The organism is Mycobacterium sp. (genome assembly GCF_025965855.1).
Lineage (GTDB): Bacteria > Actinomycetota > Actinomycetes > Mycobacteriales > Mycobacteriaceae > Mycobacterium.
This window is the reverse complement of sequence record NZ_JAOPWB010000116.1, coordinates 1-19,610: the sequence shown is the minus strand read 5'-3', so window position 1 is coordinate 19,610 and position 19,610 is coordinate 1. Positions and strand designations below refer to the sequence as shown.

Annotated in this window: 21 protein-coding genes and 1 pseudogene; 14 read left to right on the top strand and 8 right to left on the bottom strand. The window is 67.7% G+C overall.

From position 1 onward, the window contains the following. Positions 1 to 268 precede the first annotated feature (268 nt). Together JWP83_RS08970 and JWP83_RS08965 are read right to left on the bottom strand one after the other, a co-directional pair. Positions 269 to 1,423, bottom strand: coding sequence for an ArsA family ATPase (locus tag JWP83_RS08970; protein ID WP_297728902.1), 1,155 nt, complete (start codon positions 1,421 to 1,423; stop codon positions 269 to 271). After that, positions 1,420 to 2,442: an ArsA family ATPase gene (locus JWP83_RS08965; RefSeq protein ID WP_297728899.1), complete on the bottom strand. Its 1,023-nt coding sequence runs from the start codon at positions 2,440 to 2,442 to the stop codon at positions 1,420 to 1,422. Before JWP83_RS08965 ends, JWP83_RS08970 begins: the two co-directional genes overlap by 4 nt. 77 nt (positions 2,443 to 2,519) lie before the next feature. On the opposite strand from JWP83_RS08965, the gene JWP83_RS08960 reads away from it, so the two are divergent. From JWP83_RS08960 to JWP83_RS08950, 3 genes are read left to right on the top strand one after another with little or no spacing between them, the layout of a single operon-like run. After that, positions 2,520 to 2,681 (top strand): DUF4177 domain-containing protein, encoded by a 162-nt coding sequence (locus tag JWP83_RS08960; protein WP_007166633.1) that lies wholly within the window; start codon positions 2,520 to 2,522, stop codon positions 2,679 to 2,681. A gap of 2 nt (positions 2,682 to 2,683) precedes the next feature. Further along, a complete protein-coding gene (locus JWP83_RS08955) occupies positions 2,684 to 3,139 on the top strand; it encodes a RidA family protein (protein WP_297728893.1) in 456 nt (151 codons plus the stop codon). A gap of 5 nt (positions 3,140 to 3,144) precedes the next feature. Beyond that, positions 3,145 to 3,939: an MBL fold metallo-hydrolase gene (locus JWP83_RS08950; protein WP_297728890.1), complete on the top strand. Its 795-nt coding sequence runs from the start codon at positions 3,145 to 3,147 to the stop codon at positions 3,937 to 3,939. 52 nt (positions 3,940 to 3,991) lie between these two features. On the opposite strand, the gene crp is transcribed toward JWP83_RS08950, so the two are convergent. Together crp and JWP83_RS08940 are read right to left on the bottom strand one after the other, a co-directional pair. Next, a complete protein-coding gene (gene crp / locus JWP83_RS08945) occupies positions 3,992 to 4,666 on the bottom strand; it encodes a cAMP-activated global transcriptional regulator CRP (RefSeq protein ID WP_036465140.1) in 675 nt (224 codons plus the stop codon). A gap of 99 nt (positions 4,667 to 4,765) precedes the next feature. Then, positions 4,766 to 5,158, bottom strand: a complete 393-nt coding sequence (locus tag JWP83_RS08940) for a hypothetical protein (RefSeq protein WP_297728852.1) — start codon at positions 5,156 to 5,158, stop codon at positions 4,766 to 4,768. 161 nt (positions 5,159 to 5,319) lie between these two features. Between JWP83_RS08940 and nth the strand changes: the two genes are divergently transcribed. The 4 genes from nth to marP are packed head-to-tail and all read left to right on the top strand — an operon-like array spanning position 5,320 to position 8,687. Beyond that, positions 5,320 to 6,000 (top strand): endonuclease III, encoded by a 681-nt coding sequence (gene nth / locus JWP83_RS08935; protein WP_297728988.1) that lies wholly within the window; start codon positions 5,320 to 5,322, stop codon positions 5,998 to 6,000. A 17-nt stretch (positions 6,001 to 6,017) separates the two neighbouring features. Then, positions 6,018 to 6,656, top strand: a complete 639-nt coding sequence (locus tag JWP83_RS08930; protein ID WP_297728849.1) for a TlpA disulfide reductase family protein — start codon at positions 6,018 to 6,020, stop codon at positions 6,654 to 6,656. A 4-nt stretch (positions 6,657 to 6,660) separates the two neighbouring features. Then, on the top strand, positions 6,661 to 7,482 hold the full coding sequence (locus JWP83_RS08925) for a CoA pyrophosphatase (protein WP_297728985.1): 822 nt from the start codon (positions 6,661 to 6,663) through the stop codon (positions 7,480 to 7,482). A gap of 11 nt (positions 7,483 to 7,493) precedes the next feature. After that, positions 7,494 to 8,687, top strand: coding sequence for an acid resistance serine protease MarP (marP, locus tag JWP83_RS08920; RefSeq protein ID WP_297728846.1), 1,194 nt, complete (start codon positions 7,494 to 7,496; stop codon positions 8,685 to 8,687). Here the strand turns inward: marP and JWP83_RS08915 are convergent. Beyond that, positions 8,680 to 9,657: an alpha/beta hydrolase gene (locus JWP83_RS08915; protein ID WP_297728843.1), complete on the bottom strand. Its 978-nt coding sequence runs from the start codon at positions 9,655 to 9,657 to the stop codon at positions 8,680 to 8,682. The two genes, marP and JWP83_RS08915, sit on opposite strands and share 8 nt — an antisense overlap. Then, complete coding sequence (locus JWP83_RS08910) at positions 9,658 to 10,200, bottom strand: phage holin family protein (RefSeq protein WP_297728839.1); 543 nt, start codon at positions 10,198 to 10,200, stop codon at positions 9,658 to 9,660. Positions 10,201 to 10,514: 314 nt separating this feature from the next. On the opposite strand from JWP83_RS08910, the gene JWP83_RS08905 reads away from it, so the two are divergent. Then, positions 10,515 to 11,210 carry a S1 family peptidase gene (locus JWP83_RS08905; protein ID WP_297728836.1) on the top strand — a complete coding sequence of 232 codons (696 nt, stop codon included), beginning with the start codon at positions 10,515 to 10,517 and terminating at the stop codon, positions 11,208 to 11,210. A gap of 19 nt (positions 11,211 to 11,229) precedes the next feature. Here JWP83_RS08905 and acs read toward each other — a convergent pair whose 3' ends face one another. Further along, complete coding sequence (gene acs / locus JWP83_RS08900; protein WP_297728833.1) at positions 11,230 to 13,188, bottom strand: acetate--CoA ligase; 1,959 nt, start codon at positions 13,186 to 13,188, stop codon at positions 11,230 to 11,232. Positions 13,189 to 13,302: 114 nt separating this feature from the next. On the opposite strand from acs, the gene JWP83_RS08895 reads away from it, so the two are divergent. Further along, on the top strand, positions 13,303 to 13,866 hold the full coding sequence (locus tag JWP83_RS08895; RefSeq protein WP_297728830.1) for a DUF4232 domain-containing protein: 564 nt from the start codon (positions 13,303 to 13,305) through the stop codon (positions 13,864 to 13,866). An 11-nt stretch (positions 13,867 to 13,877) separates the two neighbouring features. Here the strand turns inward: JWP83_RS08895 and JWP83_RS08890 are convergent, their stop codons facing one another. Further along, positions 13,878 to 14,174, bottom strand: a complete 297-nt coding sequence (locus tag JWP83_RS08890) for a hypothetical protein (protein WP_297728827.1) — start codon at positions 14,172 to 14,174, stop codon at positions 13,878 to 13,880. A 302-nt stretch (positions 14,175 to 14,476) separates the two neighbouring features. Between JWP83_RS08890 and JWP83_RS08885 the strand changes: the two genes are divergently transcribed. From JWP83_RS08885 to JWP83_RS08865, 5 genes and pseudogenes are all read left to right on the top strand, one after another. Then, a complete protein-coding gene (locus JWP83_RS08885; RefSeq protein WP_297728823.1) occupies positions 14,477 to 16,081 on the top strand; it encodes an ABC transporter substrate-binding protein in 1,605 nt (534 codons plus the stop codon). Between the two features lies 1 nt (position 16,082). Next, positions 16,083 to 17,009 (top strand): ABC transporter permease, encoded by a 927-nt coding sequence (locus tag JWP83_RS08880; RefSeq protein WP_297728820.1) that lies wholly within the window; start codon positions 16,083 to 16,085, stop codon positions 17,007 to 17,009. Continuing rightward, positions 17,002 to 17,877, top strand: a complete 876-nt coding sequence (locus tag JWP83_RS08875) for an ABC transporter permease (protein WP_297728817.1) — start codon at positions 17,002 to 17,004, stop codon at positions 17,875 to 17,877. The genes JWP83_RS08880 and JWP83_RS08875 overlap by 8 nt, the downstream gene beginning before the upstream one ends. After that, entirely contained in the window at positions 17,874 to 19,487 is a 1,614-nt protein-coding gene (locus JWP83_RS08870; protein WP_297728812.1) for an ABC transporter ATP-binding protein, read from the top strand. Before JWP83_RS08875 ends, JWP83_RS08870 begins: the two co-directional genes overlap by 4 nt. 34 nt (positions 19,488 to 19,521) lie before the next feature. Continuing rightward, positions 19,522 to 19,610: pseudogene (locus JWP83_RS08865) on the top strand (oxidoreductase); the annotation flags it as partial.

The following is a 19,610-nucleotide window of genomic DNA, read 5'->3' as shown; positions in this document are numbered from 1 at the left end:
CGCCCCTAACGGCCCAGTCTAATTATACTGTGTTCGATAGGTAACTGACTCATGTCGAATACGAGCTGGCTTGTGCCCAATAGGAATTCGGCAGCAACGAATCGGCCGCTGCCCGACAGAAGTGGCTCGCGTCAAATAGCTTCTGGGCGGCCCTAACTGGCGTGTGCTCAATACTATGAGTCGCTCGGCGGCGAGGCGTCCGCCGGCTTCTCAGCGGCCCGCGGCGCGGGCCGCGTCGTCGCCGACGGGATTCGGATTCGCCGGCTTCTCAGCGCCCCGCGGCGCGGGCCGCCTCGTCGCCGACGGCGGTGATCTGATCGGCGAGCGCGCAAAGCGCATCCAGGTCCGAAACATCGAACGGCAGCGACGGAACCCCGATGACCGGCACGTGCGGGTGGGCTCCGGTGAAGCGGGAGAGCAGTCTGACTTCCCGCTTGGCGGTTTGCGCCCGGTCTGCATGGATTCTCAGCACGGCGGCAGCCAGCGCCGCGGCCTCGGAATCGGAGGCCTCCAGCGTCTTGCTGCCGTCGACCGCCCGCTCGACCGGCAGGGAGCACAGCGTCGGGTGAGTGCGGTTCAACAGGAGCCCCGCGAGCGGCATCCCTTCCTGCGACAGCCGGTCGACGAAGAAGGCCGCCTCGCGCAACGCGTCGGGTTCGGCGGCCGACACCACGACGAACTGTGTGCCGCGCCTCTTCAACAGCGCGTAGGTGCGGTCGGCCTTCTCGCGGAAACCGCCGAACGTGGCGTCCAGCGACTGCACGAACGCCGCCGCGTCGCCCAGCATCTGGGAACCGAGCACCGTCGACAGCGCCTTCATCGCCAAACTCATTGCGCCGGTGACCAATCGGCCAATGCCCCGGCCGGGCGCGAGCAGCAGCCGCCACAATCGGCTATCCATAAAGCTGCCCAGTCGCTTCGGCGCATCCAGGAAGTCCAGCGCGTTGCGCGACGGGGGAGTGTCCACCACCACCAGGTCCCAGCGGTCCTGGGCGAGCAATTGACCCAGCTTCTCCATCGCCATGTACTCTTGCGTGCCGGCCAGCGAGGTCGCGACGGTCTGATAGAACTGGTTGTCCAAAATGGCCTGCGCCCGACCGGGTCCGGAGTATTGGACCACCATTTCGTCGAACGTCCGGCGCATATCGAGCATCATCGCGTGCAGCTCGCCAGAGACTTCGGGCGCCAACGGCACCCGCTGCGGCGTGTTGCCGAGGTCGTTGACCCCAAGCGCCTGCGCCAGGCGCTTGGCCGGGTCGATCGTCAAAACGCATACGGTGCGGCCGTATTCGGCGGCACGCATCGCCATCGCGGCCGCGGTGGTCGTTTTGCCCACCCCGCCGGCACCGCAGCACACGACCACCCGGTTGGATCTGTCGGCCAGGATTGCGGCCAGATCAAGGGTGTTCGGCGTGACGCTCATCGAACCCCCTGCTGCGCAAGTGTTTCCGAAAGCTCATACAGACTGCCGAGGTCGACACCGTCGGAAATCGCCGGTAGTTCCAGCCGCGGGACCTTCAACGCGTCGAGCTGCTGCGCCGTCTCGGCGCGGGCGGTGATCCGGGTCGCATGCTGAATGGTTTCGGTCAGCAGGCCCGCGAAGTCGGTGTCGCTGAGCTGAATTCCGGCCATCTCCAAGCCGGCCCGCACCGAGTCCGCGTCGACATCCCCTTCGGCGGCCTTCGCCAGATCGCGCGGCTCCAGGAGCGACGGGATGTTGCGGTTCACGATCACGCTGCCGATCGGCAGTTCCATCTCCGCGAGCTCCTCGATGGCCTCCAGTGTTTCCTGCACCGGCAGCGCCTCCAGCAGCGTGACCAAATGGATGGCGGTCTGATCGGAGTGCAGCAACTTCACCACACCCTCGGATTGCGAGTGGACCGGCCCGCCCTTGGCCAGGTCGGACACCGCTTTGGTGACGTCGAGGAAGCGCGCGATGCGACCCGTCGGTGGCGCGTCGACGACCACCGCGTCGTAGACCGGGTCCTTGGCCCCCTTGTTCTGGCGGACCACCGACTCCTTGATCTTGCCGGTGAGCAGCACGTCGCGCAGGCCGGGCGCGATGGTCGTCGCGAACTCGATGGCACCGATGCGGCGCATCGCCCGGCCCGCGATGCCGAGGTTATAGAACATGTCCAGGTATTCCAGGAAGGCGGCCTCAATGTCGATCGCCAGTGCGTTGACCTGCCCGCCGCGCTCGGCGGTGGCGATCTTGAGCTCCTGATAGGGCAGCGGCGGGACGTCGAAAAGTTGCGCAATCCCTTGGCGGCCTTCGACTTCGATGAGGAGGACCTTGCGGCCGCCCGCCGCCAGCGTCAGTGCCAGCGCGGCCGCGACCGTCGACTTACCCGTCCCACCTTTGCCGGTCACGAAATGCAAGCGGGCCTTTGACAAGCGCGCGGGCCAACCGACGGAACTACTGCCGCTGGAAGTTGATGCCACCTTCGCATGCTAGCCCGCGGCCCGCACGGCCCTTGGGCTGGCCAGAGCCGTTGAAAGCCGACCGATAAGCTCGCGTCATGAGCCAACCCACCGCATGGGAATACGTCACGGTCCCGCTGCTGACGCACGCCACCAAACAGATCCTCGACCAGTGGGGTGCCGACGGCTGGGAGCTGGTTTCCGTACTGCCCGGGCCCACCGGGGAGCAGCACGTCGCGTATTTGAAGCGCCCCAAGTAGAAATGAGCGCTTCCGCCCGGCTCGGGCAGCTCGGCGTCACGCTTCCGGAGGTGGTTGCGCCGCTGGCCTCTTACGTCCCCGCGGTGCGGACCGGCAGCCTGGTCTACACCTCGGGCCAGCTGCCGATGGAGGCCGGACAGCTCCGGCGGACCGGCAAGGTCGGCGCCGAGGTCAGCCCCGAGGACGGCAAGGTGATGGCGAGGATCTGCGCGCTCAACGCGCTGGCGGCGGTGCATTCGCTGGTGGGCATCGACGCCGTCGCCCGGGTGGTCAAGGTCGTCGGCTTCGTGGCATCCGCTCCGGGGTTCAATGGCCAGCCAAGCGTCATCAACGGGGCCTCCGACCTACTCGCCGAGGTGTTCGGCGACGCAGGCACCCACGCGCGTTCGGCGGTCGGCGTATCCGAGCTGCCACTGGACGCGCCGGTGGAAGTGGAGCTGATCGTGGAGGTCGGCTGACGGCCGTGACCGAGACCGATGAGTCGCTGACCCATCCCGCATACGGCCGGTTGCGGGCGGTCACCGACACCGCGTCGGTGCTGTTGGCCGACAACCCCGGGCTGCTGACGCTGGAGGGCACCAACACATGGGTGCTGCGCGGCCCGCGCAGCGACGAGCTGGTCGTGGTGGATCCCGGCCCCGACGACGGCGAGCACATCGCCCGGATTGCCGCGCTGGGCCGCGTCGCGCTGGTGCTGATCAGCCACCGCCACGGCGACCACACCGACGGCATCGACAAGCTGGTCGACCTGACCGGGGCGACGGTCCGGTCCGCGGGCAGCGGGTTTCTGCGCGGCCTCGGCGGTGAGCTGACCGACGGCGAGGTGATCGATGCGGCCGGCCTCAAGATCAAGGTGATGGCGACCCCCGGCCATACTGCCGACTCGCTGTCGTTCCTGCTCGACGATGCCGTGCTGACCGCGGACACCGTGCTGGGCCGCGGCACCACCGTCATCGACAAGGAGGACGGCAGCCTGGCCGACTACCTGGAATCGCTGCGGCGGCTACGCGGTTTGGGCCGGCGCACGGTGCTGCCCGGACACGGTCCGCAGTTGGCCGACCTGGAAACCGTCGCTTCGGGCTACCTGACCCACCGGCACGAACGTCTGGAGCAGGTGCGCGCGGCGCTGTGGGACCTTGGCAACGACGCCACCGTCCGCCAGATAGTCGAATACGTCTATGTCGATGTCAACGAGAAGCTCTGGGACGCGGCCGAATGGTCGGTTCAGGCGCAACTGGACTACCTGCGCCGAGACTGAAATCTTGCAGGAGAAGTGCGAGTAGGGGCCTGCAAAATTACAGGCTCGGCGCTCAACGAGCTCGGCGGGCGAGCCTCTCGGAGTCCGAGATCAGCACGCTTTTGCCCTCCAGACGGATCCAGCCGCGGTGGGCGAAATCGGCCAGCGCCTTGTTGACCGTCTCCCGGGAAGCGCCCACCAGTTGGGCGATCTCCTCTTGGGTCAGGTCGTGGGTGACCCGCATCGCGCCACCTTCCTGGGTGCCGAAACGCTGGGCCAGCTGCAGCAGCTGCTTGGCCACCCGGCCGGGCACGTCGGTGAAGATGAGATCGGCCAGGTTGTTGTTGGTCCGCCGCAGCCGTCGGGCAAGAACCCGCAGTAGCTGTTCGGCGATTTCCGGACGGTCAGCGATCCACGCCCGCAGCGCGTCGCGGTCCATGGACACCGCTCGAACTTCGGTGATGGTGGTCGCGCTGGAAGTCCGTGGGCCCGGGTCGAAAATCGACAATTCGCCGAACATGTCCGACGGGCCCATGATCGTCAGCAGATTCTCGCGGCCGTCCGGCGAACGCCGGCCGATTTTGACCTTTCCCGAGACGATGATGTACAGCCGATCGCCCGGTTCCCCCTCGGCGAAAACCGTGTGTCCCCGCGGGAAGTCGACGGGTTGCAATTGCTTGGTCAGCGCGGTGACCGCGCCGGGCTCAACCCCTTGGAAGATTCCTGCCCTTGCCAGGATCTCGTCCACCGTTGCCTCTTCAGCTTTCCAATAATGTGATGCGGGCAGGCCAACCCTGCTCGTGTGACGTAAGTCTAGAGGCTGGCCAATTGTGTCCAACGTGCCACGCTACACACGATCGACGTGTCTAGTCCCCCTAAATTGCGGATTGACGTGCGAATGGGCCCGCGTGCGCGTCGGTAGTCCGGCCTCGTCGCGGTCACCAAAGTCGGTGGCAAACACCGGCTTGGCGTGACGTCCGGTTTGCGGGAGCGCCGGCGGCGAATCGGCCAGCCGCAGGGCTTGGCGCCGATGCAGGTAATCCAGCGCCTCGGGCATGCCTTCACGGGCCAGCGTATGCACATCGATGGCCTCCGCATGCTCGAGGAAGTCGTCGACATCGGTCGCCGAAACGGTGTCGTGGGCGAGCTCCTTTTCCAGCCGCCCCAGACCGAGCGTCGCGAGCATCAACAGCCCGGGAACGCACGCCACCAGCAACCATGACACAAGGAGAGTAAACATGGCTTAGGTCTCAGCGAGATCACGAAATCAGTACTCTGTCGTAGGTGACTGCGGCAAAGGCATCCGGGCGCTCGAAGTCAACGCCGGCCGTGCCCGACGGTGTAGTCACCGATCGCTGGTCCAAAGAGACCCGAGTCGGGTTGGTGCGACGGGCTCGCCGGATGAATCGTGCACTGGCGCAAGCGTTTCCACACGCCCATTGCGAATTGGATTTCACGACGCCGCTGGAGCTGACGGTGGCCACCATCCTTTCGGCGCAGAGCACCGACAAGCGGGTCAACTTGACGACGCCGGCGTTGTTTAAGCGATACCGCTCCGCGCTGGATTTTGCGCAAGCTGATCGGGCCGAACTGGAAAACCTCATCCGTCCCACTGGCTTCTTCCGCAACAAGGCGGCCTCGCTCATCGGGCTGGGGCAGGCCCTCGTCGAACGGTTCGACGGCGAGGTGCCGTCGACCATGGCCGAGCTGGTCACCCTGCCCGGGGTGGGCCGCAAGACCGCCAACGTCATACTCGGCAACGCCTTCGACATCCCGGGAATCACCGTCGACACCCATTTCTCGCGGTTGATGCACCGGTGGCGTTGGACCGCTGAGAAGGACCCGGTCAAGATCGAGCACGCGGTGGGCGAACTGATCGAGCGCCGGGAGTGGACCATGTTGAGCCACCGGGTCATCTTCCACGGCCGCCGCGTGTGCCACGCGCGCAAACCGGCGTGCGGCGCCTGCATCCTTGCCAAGGACTGCCCGTCCTTCGGACTCGGTCCGACAGAACCGATGCTCGCCGCGCCGCTCGTCCAGGGCCCGGAAACCGAGCACCTGCTGGCCCTGGCGGGGCTCTAATACCGGGGCGGGAGACGTTGACCCGGACGACGCGGTGGACCATCGCGATCCTGGCGGTGGTGGTGGCGTTGGTGGCGGCGTTGGTGGCCCAATTGCGCGACAGTTCCGCGCCGCCCGCGACGACCCAGACTCCCGCCTCGCGGGAGCACCGGGACGCTGACACACCGGCCGCGCTGGCGAGTCCCCGCGAGCGCGCCGACCTGCCACCCTGCCCTGCCGGGGGCGGGGGCGCAGGCCCCGCGGCGCTGCGCGATGTGACGGTGGAGTGCGCTGCCGATGGTTCGCCCGTCGACGTCGCCCGCGCGCTGGCCGGACACCGGGTAGTCCTTAATCTCTGGGCGTATTGGTGCGCGCCGTGCGCGGCCGAACTTCCCGCGATGGCCGAGTATCAGCGACGGGTCGGGTCGGACGTGTTGGTGGTGACGGTCCACCAAGACGAGAACGAGGCGGCGGCGTTACTGCGGTTGGCGGAGTTGGGTGTTCGGCTGCCGACCCTGCAGGACGGCCGTCGTCGGGTCGCGGCCGCGCTGCGTGTGGTAAATGTGATGCCTGCGACGGTCGTCCTCCGGCCGGACGGTAGCGTTGCGCAGATACTGCCGCGGCCTTTCGCCAGTGCCGACGAGATCGCGGCTGCGGTCGGAAACGACGCCGGATAGGCAGATTGACTGGACCGAGGGAGGCGCCGTGAGTTCTGGGGGCACCTCCCGCTCGCGGTGGACCGTTCCGCTGATACCCGACGTGTCACCGCCCTGGTTGCGTCCGCTGGTCGACAACGTCGAGCAGATCCCCGACGCGTATCGGCTCCGGCTGCCGGCCGACCTGCTCGCGATGGTGACCACCAAGGCCGCGTCATCGCTGGCGTCCTTGCGCGGTGACGGCCGCGAAGCCGCCGTTCTGGTGTTGTTCTCGGGTCCGGAATCCGCACCGACCGACGGGGGCATCCCCGACGATGCCGACCTGCTGGTCACCGTGCGCGCCTCGACCTTGCGCCACCACGCCGGCCAGGCGGCCTTTCCCGGCGGTGCCTCCGATCCCGCCGACGACGGTCCGGTGGCCACCGCACTGCGCGAGGCGCACGAAGAAACCGGAATCGACATCGGCCGGCTGCATCCGCTGGCCACGATGGAACGGACGTTCATCGCGCCGTCACAGTTCCACGTCGTCCCCGTGTTGGCGTACTCGCCCGACCCCGGCCCGGTGTCGGTGGTCAACGAGGCCGAAACGGCGATCGTGGCGCGAGTTCCGTTACGCGCCTTCATCAATCCGGACAACCGGCTGATGGTCTACCGGGGCAACCTCGGGCGCCGTTGGGCCGGCCCGGCGTTTCTGCTGAACGAAATGCTGGTCTGGGGATTCACCGGCCAGGTGATCTCGGCCATGCTCGATGTCGCCGGCTGGGCCCAGCCCTGGGACACCGACGACGTGCGCGAGCTGGACGAGGCGATGGTGCTGGTCGGCGACGAGGGCGGGCCCCGCCGATGAACATGAACTCGATGAGCCCGTCGCAGTGGCTGGACATCGCCGTCCTGGCGGTCGCCTTCATCGCGGCCATCTCCGGCTGGCGTTCGGGGGCGCTGGGTTCCCTGTTGTCGTTTGTCGGCGTGCTGCTCGGGGCCATCGCCGGAGTGCTGCTGGCCCCCCACATTGTCAGCCACATCGCCGCGCCCCGCGCCAAACTTTTCACCGCGCTGTTCCTGATCCTCGCGCTGGTCGTCGTCGGTGAGGTCGCCGGCGTGGTGCTGGGACGGGCCGTTCGCGGCGCAATCCGCAGCCGCACAATCCGATCCGTCGACTCAGTCATCGGCGTGGGCGTCCAGCTGGTGGTGGTGCTGACCGCGGCGTGGCTGCTGGCCACACCGCTGACCCAGTCCAAGGACCAGCCCGAACTCGCCGCCGCGGTCCGGGGCTCGCGGGTGCTCGCGCAAGTCAACGAGGTCGCGCCGCCCTGGCTGAAGACGGTGCCCAAGCGATTGTCGGCGCTGTTGAACACCTCGGGCCTGCCTCAGGTCCTGGAGCCGTTCAGCCGCACCCCGGTGATTCCGGTCGCGTCCCCGGACCCCGCCCTGGCCAACAACCCGGCGGTGACGGCCACCGCGCCGAGCGTCGTCAAGGTGCGCAGCCTGGCGCCGAGCTGCCAAAAGGTGTTGGAGGGCAGCGGATTTGTGGTCGCGCCCGATCGGGTGATGACCAATGCGCACGTGGTCGCCGGGTCCAACAGCGTCCAGGTCTACGCGAGCGGCAACCCCTTTGATGCGACGGTGGTGTCCTACGATCCGTCGGTCGACATCGCGATCCTCGCCGTCCCGAACCTGCCGCCGCCGCCGTTGGCCTTCGCCCAGGCCGAGGCGAAAAGCGGCGAAAGCGTTGTAGTGCTGGGTTATCCGGGCGGCGGCAACTTCACCGCGACTCCTGCCAGGATTCGCGAGGCCATCAGGCTCAGCGGTCCCGACATCTATCGGGATCCGACGCCGGTCACCCGCGACGTGTACACCATCAGAGCCAGTGTGGAGCAAGGCAATTCGGGTGGTCCGTTGATCGACCTCAGCGGTCACGTGCTCGGTGTCGTGTTCGGCGCTGCCGTCGACGACCCCGAGACCGGCTTCGTGCTGACCGCCGACGAGGTGGCCGGTCAGCTCTCCAAGATCGGTGCCACCCAGCAGGTCGCGACCGGGTCCTGCGTCAGCTGATCCGTGGCCCGTGCACCTGCTCGAAGAATTTCATCAGGTGCCGGTTGATTTCCTCCGGCGCCTCTTCGTGGCTGAAATGCCCTGCGCCGGTGATGGATATGTAGCGGCCCTGTGGGGCGTAGCGCTGGGTGTGGTCGACCGGGTCGGCAAGCACGTAGGGATCGGCGTCACCGCGCAGGTGTAGTAACGGCGTGCCGAGCTGCTGGCATATCGACCTCATGAACCGCCGGCCTTCCCCGCGCAGCTGGCTGCGCACCGCCCAGCGCTGGTATTCCAGCGCGGAGTGCGCGGCAGCCGGTATCTGGATGGCCGTCCGCAGGTAACCGATGGTCTGCGAAAAGTCCTCGGACGCAACCCATTTGGCGCAACTTCGGCTGCGGACGAGGCGCTCGATCTCCGCGGCGTTGTCCCGGGTCAGCAGGCGCTCGGGCCAGATGGGCAGCTGGTATTGCAGCAACGTCGGCAGCAGCGCGTAACCCTGATCGCGGCGCGTCAACGTGGATCGCCGCAACGCCGCCGGGTGCGGCGAGCTGATCAGCGCGATGGCGCGCACCAGCCGTGAATGCAGCAGCGCGGTGGCCCAGCAGGCCAGCCCGCCGTCGGCGTGGCCGACCAGCGTCGCCGACGAGTGCCCGAGCGCACGGATGAGCCCGGCGGTGTCGCCGGCGAGCGTCCAGCCGTCGTAGCCGCGGGGCGGCTTGTCGCTGCCGCCGTAGCCGCGCAGGTCGACCGCGACCAGGCGCGCTCCGGTCAGCCCGCGCAGCTGATGCCGCCAGGACCACCAGAACGATCCAAAACCGTGCAGCAGCATCACCAGCGGCCGCGCGGTAGCGGGCTCTGCGGGCGGAACGGCGCCACCTTGTCCGTCGGGCAGGGCTTCGACGACGTGGAACCGGATGCCGTTGGCGTGCACGTCCAGGTGCCGCCACGGCCCGTCGATGCGGGTGACCGACGGATCTGGTGCGGGCATCTACCAGCCCGAGGGATCGGTGGGGGTGCCGTCGTCGGGCCTTGTGTGCCGGCCGCCGGGCTCGGTGAGCTGTTTCGCGCCGGTGACGGGCTTGTCGTGACCGGGGGTGAGCGCGGTGCGTGTCTCCTTGACCGATTCGATCGTCTGCCGTGGCCCCCGGATGCGGCGGACCTTCAAGAAACCCAGTAACCCGAGGAGGGCGCCGACGACCACCATGATCCCGAACACGATCAGGAACGCCACCCAGCGCCACAGCCAGTTGTCGAGCAGCTCGGCGAGGAAGAAAAAGAAGAAGAACGTGGAGTAGAACAGCACCACCAGGGCGGCGATGAAATAGACGCTGCCGGTGAGGCCCTTCTTGACGTCCCGGGTGATCTCCGCGCGGGCCAGTTCGACCTCGGCGCGCACCAGCGTGGACATCTGAGCTGTGGCGTCTTTGATCAGCTCACCGATCGACGGCTCAGCGGGCCTGGCGTGCGGGTCGGCCAACGGAATCGTGGTCAGCGTGCTGGGCACACCGTTATTGCGATCGTCTTTGCTCACGGACCGTCCTCTCGTTCTCTCGTCGCGGTTTATGTTGCCATGCGGTGCGGTGCCAGACGAGGCCAGCTGAACGCCAGTCGAAGCCCGGCGCCGGTCTCGGCGGGGGCGACGCGGGACCGCGGAGTTCGGCGTCCGGACGGCCAAGCCGCCGCCGCCGCGGATGTCGGGTGATGGATCCCCTTGAGCGGGAAAGGAATATCGCAGGGGCCGCGGCTGGGCTATCGGACCTATCCGACCTGAGCGAATCCGCCACCCTAGCCGACTAGACTGACCAAGCCGCTCGGGATGTCGGACCGCTCAATGGGGGTGTTGCTTTGCAGACGGCCTGTCGTTGCTATAAAGCGGCGATGGTGGCCGTACTGGTGACACTTATGAGCGTCCCCGCCAACGCAACCGCCGACGACAGGGTCCCGATGGGTGGCGGGGCCGGCATCGTCATCAACGGGGACACGATGTGCACCCTGACGACGATCGGCACCGATGCCGCCGGCGAGATGATCGGCTTCACCTCGGCGCACTGTGGCAGTCCGGGCGCGCAGGTCGCAGCCGAGGCCGCCCAGAACAGGGGCCCGCTGGGCGTCATGGTCTCGGGCAACGACGTCCTCGACTACGCGGTGATCAAATTCGATCCGGCCAAGGTGGCGCCGGTGGCCGACTACAACGGCTTTGTGATCAGCGGCATCGGTCCGGATCCGGCCTTCGGCCAGATTGCCTGCAAGCAGGGCCGCACGACCGGCAATTCGTGCGGTGTCACCTGGGGGCCGGGCCAGGACCCGGGCACCATCGTCATGCAGGTGTGCGGCCAACCGGGTGACTCCGGGGCGCCGGTGACCGTCAACAACCTGCTGGTCGGCATGATTCACGGGGCGTTCAGCGACAACCTGCCGACGTGCATCATCAAGTACATCCCGCTGCACACCCCGGCGGTGGTGATGTCGATCAACGCCGACCTCGCCGACATCAACGCCAAGCACCGGCCGGGTGCGGGATTCGTGCCGCTGCCGGCGTGAGCGCCCGAACTACAGTGACCTACTTCCCACCCCTGATCGCGTCGAACACGCCGGGGTCCAGCAGCGTCGACGTGTCGCCCAGCTCGCGGTTTTCGGCGACGTCGCGCAGCAGCCGGCGCATGATCTTGCCGCTGCGGGTCTTGGGCAGCTCGGGCACCACATGGACCTCGCGGGGCTTGGCGATGGGCGAAATCTCCCGGGCCACCTCCACGCGCAGCTCGTCCACGATCCCGTCGTGCACCTCGAAGTCGGCGCACAAGACGACGAACGCGCAGATGGCCTGGCCGGTGGTTTCGTCCGTCATGCCGACCACGGCCGCCTCGGCCACCGCGATATGGCCGACCAGCGCCGATTCCACCTCGGCGGTCGAAAGCCGGTGCCCCGAAACGTTCATCACGTCGTCGATGCGGCCCACCACCCAGATGGCGCCGTCGGCGTCGTAATAGGCGCTGTCGCCGGCGAAGTACCAGCCCTGCTCGCCGAACCTGGACCAGTAGGTCTCGACATAGCGTTCCGGATCGCCCCAGATGCCGCGCAGCATGGACGGCCACGGCCGGTCCAGGACCAAGTAGCCGCTGACGTGCTCGCCCTTGTCGTTGCCCGGCGGGATCTGATCGCCGTGGTCGTCGACGATTTTGGCCGAGATGCCCGGCAACGGCCTCATCGCCGAACCCGGTTTGGCCGCGGCGACTCCCGGCAGCGGGGTGATCATCGCGGCGCCCGTTTCGGTCTGCCACCAGGTGTCGACGACCGGGAGGCTGTCGGCGCCGATCACCTTGCGGTACCAGCGCCACGCCTCGGGATTGATCGGTTCGCCGACCGACCCCAGCAGTCGCAGGCTGGACAGGTCGTGCGCGTCGGGAATCTCGCGGCCCCACTTCATGAACGTGCGGATGAGCGTGGGTGCGGTGTAATAGATTGTCACGCCGTACTTTTCGATGATCTCGAAATGCCGGTGCTGGGTGGGCGAGTCGGGCGTGCCCTCGTAGAGAACCTCGGTCACCCCGTTGGACAGCGGACCGTAGACACCATAGGTGTGCCCGGTGACCCAGCCGATGTCGGCCGTGCACCAGAAGACGTCGCTTTCGGGCTTGACGTCGAAGACGTAGTAGTGCGTGTAGGAGCACTGGGTCAGATAGCCGCCGCTGGTGTGGACGATGCCCTTGGGCTTGCCGGTGGTGCCCGAGGTGTACAGCAGGAACAGCGGCTGCTCGGCGTCGAAAGGCTCCGGGGTGTGTTCGGGCGACGCCGAGTCGACCGCTTCGTGCCACCACAGGTCGCGATCATCGTTCCAGGACACGTCAATTCCCGTGCGCCGCACCACCAGAACGCGCTCGACGGAGCTGGCGCCGTCGGGGCCCGGCGCTATGGCCTCGTCGGCCGCGTCCTTCAGCGGCACCGGCTTGCCGCGGCGGAACTGCCCGTCGGTGGTGATCAGCAGCTTGGCCTGGGCGTCGGCGATCCGCGCGCGGAGTGCCTTGGCGGTGAAACCGGCGAACACGACGCTGTGCATGATGCCCAGGCGCGCGCAGGCGAGCATCGCGATGACGGCCTCGGGGATCAACGGCATGTAAATGGCGACCCGGTCGCCGGCGACCAGACCGAGGTCGGTCAGCGCGTTGGCCGCCTTGCACACCTCGGTCTGTAGATCGGCATAGGTCAGGCTGCGGCTGTCGCCCGGTTCGCCCTCCCAGTGGATGGCGACCCGATCCCCGAGGCCGGCCTGCACGTGGCGGTCCACGCAGTTGTAGGCGACGTTGAGCTTGCCGTCGGCGAACCACTTGGCGAAGGGTGCCTCCGACCAGTCCAGGATCTCGGTGAACGGCGTCGACCAAGAGAGGCGCTTGGCCTGCTTGTCCCAAAACGCCAGCCGGTCCTGCTCGGCCTCGCGGTACAGCTCCTCACCCGCGTTGGCCTGCTCGGCGAACTGCGCCGGCGGCGGATACGACGTCGGGCCCTCGGTGTGGGTGGCGGTCACTGGATTCCTCCTAGCGTCGAGGCTCGTCAACCGTCAGTGAGCCTAGACCTTCGAGGTGAAAAGCCGCTGCCCAATCCGGGGTCAAACGCGGCCCCATGCCGGATAATCACCGATGTGCCGGGACCGCATGGGCGGCGCGCGCGCCGATTAGCCCGCAACTTCGCCGCGGCCGCAACGACTTACGCGGCGACGATGATCCTGGGGATGCAGGGCCCCTCGGCGTGGGCGGAGCCGGCCGACATCGTCGACCAGCCGACGCCATGCTGGTCGGAACAGATCGCCGTCAGCGCTTCCCCGACTCAGGGCGCGGTCGGCCACCGCAGCGTCACGCTGCTGTTCGCCCTCGCGGGTGGCGCCGACCCGTGCACGCTCACCGGTTATCCGGGCGTCGACTCGGGGACCGGCGGGCCGCCCATTCACGCCCAGCGGACGCCGCGCGGGTACATGGGTGGGCTGCCCTCCGGCGTCGAAGTTCCGCCGACCGTCACGGTGTCGCTGTCGACGCAGGCGCAGGCCATTGTGGAGGGGGTGGAGGGCATGGCCGTCGACGCCGCCGGCAACCCCTGCCCCGGCTACACCGACCTGGTCGTCAGCCCTCCCGACATCGTGCAGGTGTTCACCGTGCCGGCCACCATCGACGCCTGCCGGCTGGAGGTCCATCCCGTCACCGCGGGCTGATCGCGCTCTGATCAGGAATCGGTTCGTGCCAGGCAGTAGACGCGCTCCCGGGTCGGGTAAGCGATGGTCCTGTCGGCGGGCGGGCATCGTGTTTTGTCCGTGCCGCCGTCCGGGCAGGTCGTCGAGGGACCAACTTTGAAGGCCAGTTCATAGGTATTCGTCGGGTTGGCGCAGTCGTTGTCCGGCCTTGATTTGAAAGACCTTGCGAGAAAGGCATTTTGTTCGATGCGCTGGCCCACCCGCATCGACTTGTCAGTGTCGAACGGGCTCGCGTTGCGTGGGCGCGCGAGATTTCCGGCGATTCCCAACGCGCCCAGGGTCAGCAGTGCTCACCGACGATGATGAGCGTGGTGGCCCACTTTGCGGGTCGCGGCTGCAGTGGATACGCCATCGGCGGCGCCGGCGGTACGCGGAACCGGTGCTGACGGGGAGCGCTCGGTTGCGGGCGCGTAACCCGGCTATCAGACAGACCCAGCCGATCGCCGGAATGCCGAACATCGCCGCCCGATATCCAACCTGAACGCCGACTTCGTGCGAGGTCACGTCGCCGTCCTAGTCGCGGCGCGCGCCCCGTTCGGCGGGCGGCGCCGCAGGCCTTAGGGTCGCTGACATGCGTCGGATGCTTGCCGCGCTGGCCGTTCTTGCAGCCGGAATGCTGGCGGCCGGCTGTGGCGGCGGCGTCTTGAGCCCCGATCTGGTGCTGGTAAACGGCGGGGAACCGCCCTACCCGCTGGTGCCGACCAGCACCAACGACAGCAATGGCGGCCGGATCATCGACCGGCTCTTCGCCGGCCTGGTGTCCTACGACGCCGCCGGAAACCCAGCCAACGAGGTCGCCCAGTCGATCGAGACCCCCGACAACGTCGACTACCGCATCGTCCTCAAGCCCGGTTGGAAGTTCACCGACGGCTCGCCGGTGACGGCTCACTCGTTCGTCGACGCGTGGAACTATGGAGCCTTGAGCACAAATGCCCAACTGCAACAAAGCTTTTTCAGCCCGATCGACGGGTTCGACGAGGTTTCCGCTGCTGATTCAAAGCGCACCACCATGTCCGGGTTGCATGTGGTCAGTGATCTCGAGTTCACCGTGCGGCTCAAGGCGCCGACCATCGACTTCGTTCTCCGGCTGGGCCACAGCGCCTTCTATCCGCTTCCGGCCGGCGCGTTTCGGGACGTCGCGGCGTTTGGCCGCAACCCTTTTGGCAACGGGCCGTATGAGCTTTCCGACAGCCCGGACGGGCCCGCCTGGGAGCACAACGTCAAGATCGATCTGCGGCCCAACCCCGACTACCACGGCAACCGCAAGCCCCACAACAAGGGGCTGAGGTTCGAGTTCTACGCCAATCTCGACACCGCCTACGCCGACCTGTTGTCGGGCAATCTCGATGTCCTGGACACGATTCCGCCGAGCGCGCTGCCGGTGTACAAGCGCGACCTGGGAGGCAACGTCACGAGCGGCCCGGTGGCCGTCAAGCACAGCCTCGACACCCCGCTGCGGCTGCCGCACTTCGGCGGCGAGGAAGGCCGCTTGCGCCGGCTTGCGCTGTCGGCCGCAGTGAACCGCGAGCAGATCTGTCAGCGGATCTTCATGGGAACACGCACCCCGTCGCGCGACTTCACCGCGCGGTCGTTGCCGGGATTCGACCCGAACCTACCGGGCAACGACGTGCTGAACTTCGATCCGGATCGCGCGCGGCAACTCTGGGCGCAGGCCAACGCGATCTCGGCGTGGAGTGGCCAGTACGCCATCGCCTACAACGCCGACGCCGGAAACCAGGAATGGGTGGACGCGGTGGCCAACAGCATCAAGAACGTGCTGGGCATCGACGCGGTCGGGGCACCGCAGCCGACCTTCGCCGGATTTCGCACCCAGATCACCAACCACACCATCGCGACCGCGTTCCGCGCCGCGTGGCAGGGGGACTACCCGTCAATGATCGAATTCCTCGCCCCGCTCTTCGCCACCGGCGCCGGTTCCAACGACGTCGGCTACGCCAACCCCGAATTCGACTCGGCGCTGGCGGCCGCCGAGGCCGCGCCCACCCTTCGGCAGTCGGACGACCTGGCCAACGCGTCGCAACGAATCCTGTTCCACGACATGCCCGTTGTCCCGCTCTGGGACGACATCGGGGTGGTGGGGTGGTCGACGGAGGTCAAGAACGTCCGGGTCACCTGGAACGGCCTGCCCGACTACGAGAACATCGTGAAGCGCTGAGATGGGTTGGTACATCGCCCGCCGGGTCGCCATCATGGTGCCGGTCTTTTTCGGCGCCACGCTGCTGATCGACGGTATGGTCTTCCTCTTGCCGGGCGATCCGGTCGCGGCGATGGCCGGCGACCGTCCCCTGACCCCCGCGGTGGCCGCAGCGCTGCGCGCCCGTTACCACCTCGACGATCCGTTCATCCTGCAGTACCTGCGCTACCTGGGTGGCATCCTGCACGGCGACCTGGGGCGCTCCTATTCCGGGCTGCCGGTCAGTGCCGTTCTGGCCCATGCCTTTCCGGTCACGCTGCGGCTGGCGCTGATCGCGGTGGCGGTGGAAACGGTGCTGGGAATCGGCATCGGTGTGATCACCGGGCTGCGCCAGGGCGGAATCTTCGATTCCGCGGTGCTGATCACCAGCCTCGTCATCATCGCGATCCCGATATTCGTCCTGGGCTTTTTGGCGCAGTTCGTGTTCGGCGTCCGGCTGGGGATCGCGCCCGTCACGGTGGGGGAGAGGGCGACGTTCGGGCGATTGTTGCTGCCCGGAATCGTTTTGGGTTCGGTGTCGTTCGCCTACGTGGTGCGGCTGACCCGATCCGCGGTGTCCGCCAACGCGCACGCCGACTATGTCCGCACCGCGACCGCCAAAGGGCTGTCGCGACGGCGAGTCGTGACGGTGCACATCCTGCGCAACTCGCTGATACCGGTGGTGACGTTCCTCGGCGCCGACCTCGGGTCGCTGATGGGCGGAGCCATCGTGACCGAAGGCATCTTCAACATTCACGGTGTCGGCGGCGTGTTGTATCAGGCCGTCACCCGGCAGGAGGCGCCGACCGTCGTCTCGATAGTGACGGTGCTGGTGGTGATCTATCTGGTCGCCAACCTGGTGGTGGACTTGCTCTACGCCGCCCTCGACCCCCGGATCCGTTATGGCTGAGCGCATTCCCGATCGTCACGGCTTTTGGCGCGACACCTGGCGCAACCTGCGCCGGCGTCCGAAGTTCGTCGTCGCCGCCGCGCTGATCGCGTTCATCGTTGTCGTCGCGTTGTTTCCGGGGCTGTTCACCGGAATCGATCCCACCTACGCCGATCCCGGCCAGAGCCTGCTGCCCCCGTCGGCCGCTCATTGGTTCGGAACCGATCTGCAGGGCCACGACATCTACGCGCGGACCGTCTACGGAGCGCGGGCCTCGGTCACCGTGGGTCTGGGGGCCACCCTGCTCGTGTTCGTCGTCGGCGGGGTGCTGGGCTCGCTGGCCGGCTTCTACGGCGGCTGGACCGACGCCGTGGTCTCGCGCATCACCGACGTGATCTTCGGGTTGCCCCTGCTGCTGGCCGCCGTCGTGATCATGGGCGTCATGCACCACCGCCGGGTGTGGACGGTGGTCGCCATCCTGGCCTTGTTCGGCTGGCCGCAGGTGGCCAGGGTCGCTCGCGGCGCGGTGATCGAGGTGCGAGTCAGCGACTATGTCCTCGCGGCGAAGGCCCTGGGGCTGAGGGAATTTCAGATCCTGGTACGACATGTATTGCCCAACGCGCTGGGCCCGGTTTTCGCGGTGTCCACCATCGCCTTCGGGGTGTTCATCGTCACCGAGGCATCGTTGTCGTACCTCGGCGTCGGCCTGCCGGCTTCGGTGGTGTCGTGGGGCGGCGATATCAACCTGGCGCAGAGCCGGTTGCGGTCGGGCTCGCCCATCCTGTTCTATCCGGCTGGCGCACTGGCGATTACGGTGCTCGCGTTCATGATGATGGGTGACGCTCTGCGCGACGCCCTGGACCCGGCGTCGCGGGCGTGGCGCGCATGAGCACGCAAGACGCGCCGCTGCTGTCGGTCGAGGGCCTGGAAGTCAGGTTCGGCGCGCACGCCCCCGCGGTGTGCGGCGTGGACCTGACCGTGCTGCGCGGTCAGACCGTCGCGGTGGTCGGCGAATCGGGATCGGGGAAGTCCACGACTGCCGCCGCCATCCTCGGGTTGCTTCCGCCCGGCGGCCGAATCTCCGCCGGCCGCATCGTTTTCGACGGACGCGACATCACCCGCGCCGACCGCCGGCTGCTGCGATCGATCAGGGGACGCGCCATCGGCTACGTGCCGCAGGATCCGATGACCAACCTCAACCCAGTGTGGAAAGTGGGCTTTCAGGTCCGGGAAGCGTTGCGGGCGAACACCGGTACTCGCGAGGCGCGGCGACGCGCCGTCGAGTTGCTGGCCGAGGCGGGCATGCCGGATCCGGTCAAACAGGCCGGCCGCTACCCGCATCAGCTTTCCGGCGGCATGTGCCAACGCGCGCTGATCGCCATCGGGTTGGCGGGACGGCCCAAGCTGCTCATCGCCGACGAGCCGACCTCCGCGCTCGACGTCACCGTGCAACGGCAGGTGCTCGACCATCTGCAGGGCCTCACGGCCGAACTCGGGACCGCGCTGCTCCTGATCACTCACGACCTGGCGTTGGCCGCCGAACGGGCCGAGTCCGTGATCGTCGTCCATCGCGGTGCGGTGGTGGAATCCGGTGACGCGCAAGCCATCCTGCAGGACCCACAACACGAATACACCCGACGACTGGTGGCCGCGGCCCCGTCGCTGACATCGAGCCCGTCCCGAACCCGGAGGCGCCCCCCGGACGAACCCCCCGAGGACGTCCTCGTCGCCTCCGAACTGACCAAGGTCTACCGGGAGGCGCGCGGGGCGCCGTGGCGGCGCGAGGAGTTTTGCGCCGTCGACGCCGTGTCGTTTCGGCTGCGCCGGGGGAGCACCCTGGCGATCGCGGGCGAGTCGGGGTCGGGAAAATCAACGCTGGCGCGGATGGTGCTGGGTCTGCTGAAACCCACCTCGGGCACCGTCGTTTTCGACAGCACCCGAATCGACGACGCGTTGGACCGGGAGGCGGCGTTGGCGTTTCGGCGGCGCATGCAGCCGGTGTTCCAGAACCCTTACAGCAGTTTAGATCCCATGTATTCGGTCTTTCGCGCCATCGAGGAGCCGCTGCGGGTCCACCGCGTCGGCGACCGCAAGCAGCGCGAGCGGTCGGTGCGCGAGCTTGTCGACCACGTCGCGCTGCCGTCGTCGGTGTTGCGGCGACTGCCCCGCGAGCTGTCGGGCGGTCAACGGCAACGGGTGGCGATCGCCCGGGCGCTGGCGCTGCGGCCCGACATACTGGTGTGCGACGAGGCGGTCTCGGCGCTCGACGTGCTCGTGCAGGCGCAGATACTGGACCTGCTGGCCGAGCTGCAGGCCGAAATGGGCCTGACCTACCTGTTCATCAGCCACGACCTCGCGGTGATCCGGCAGATCGCCGACGACGTCCTGGTGATGCGAGCCGGCCGGGTGGTCGAGCGGGCGCCCACCGAGGAGCTGTTCACCCGGCCGCGCCACGAGTACACCCGTCGGTTGCTGGAGGCCATTCCCAGCCCATTTTGAGCCCATTCGCGCCTCCCCGATAGGTTGGCAAGCTGTGACGGCTGACCCGCTGGCCCCGCTGCTGGAACTCCCCGGCGTCGCCGAGGCCAGCGACCGGGCCCGCGACGCGCTGGGCCGCGCCCA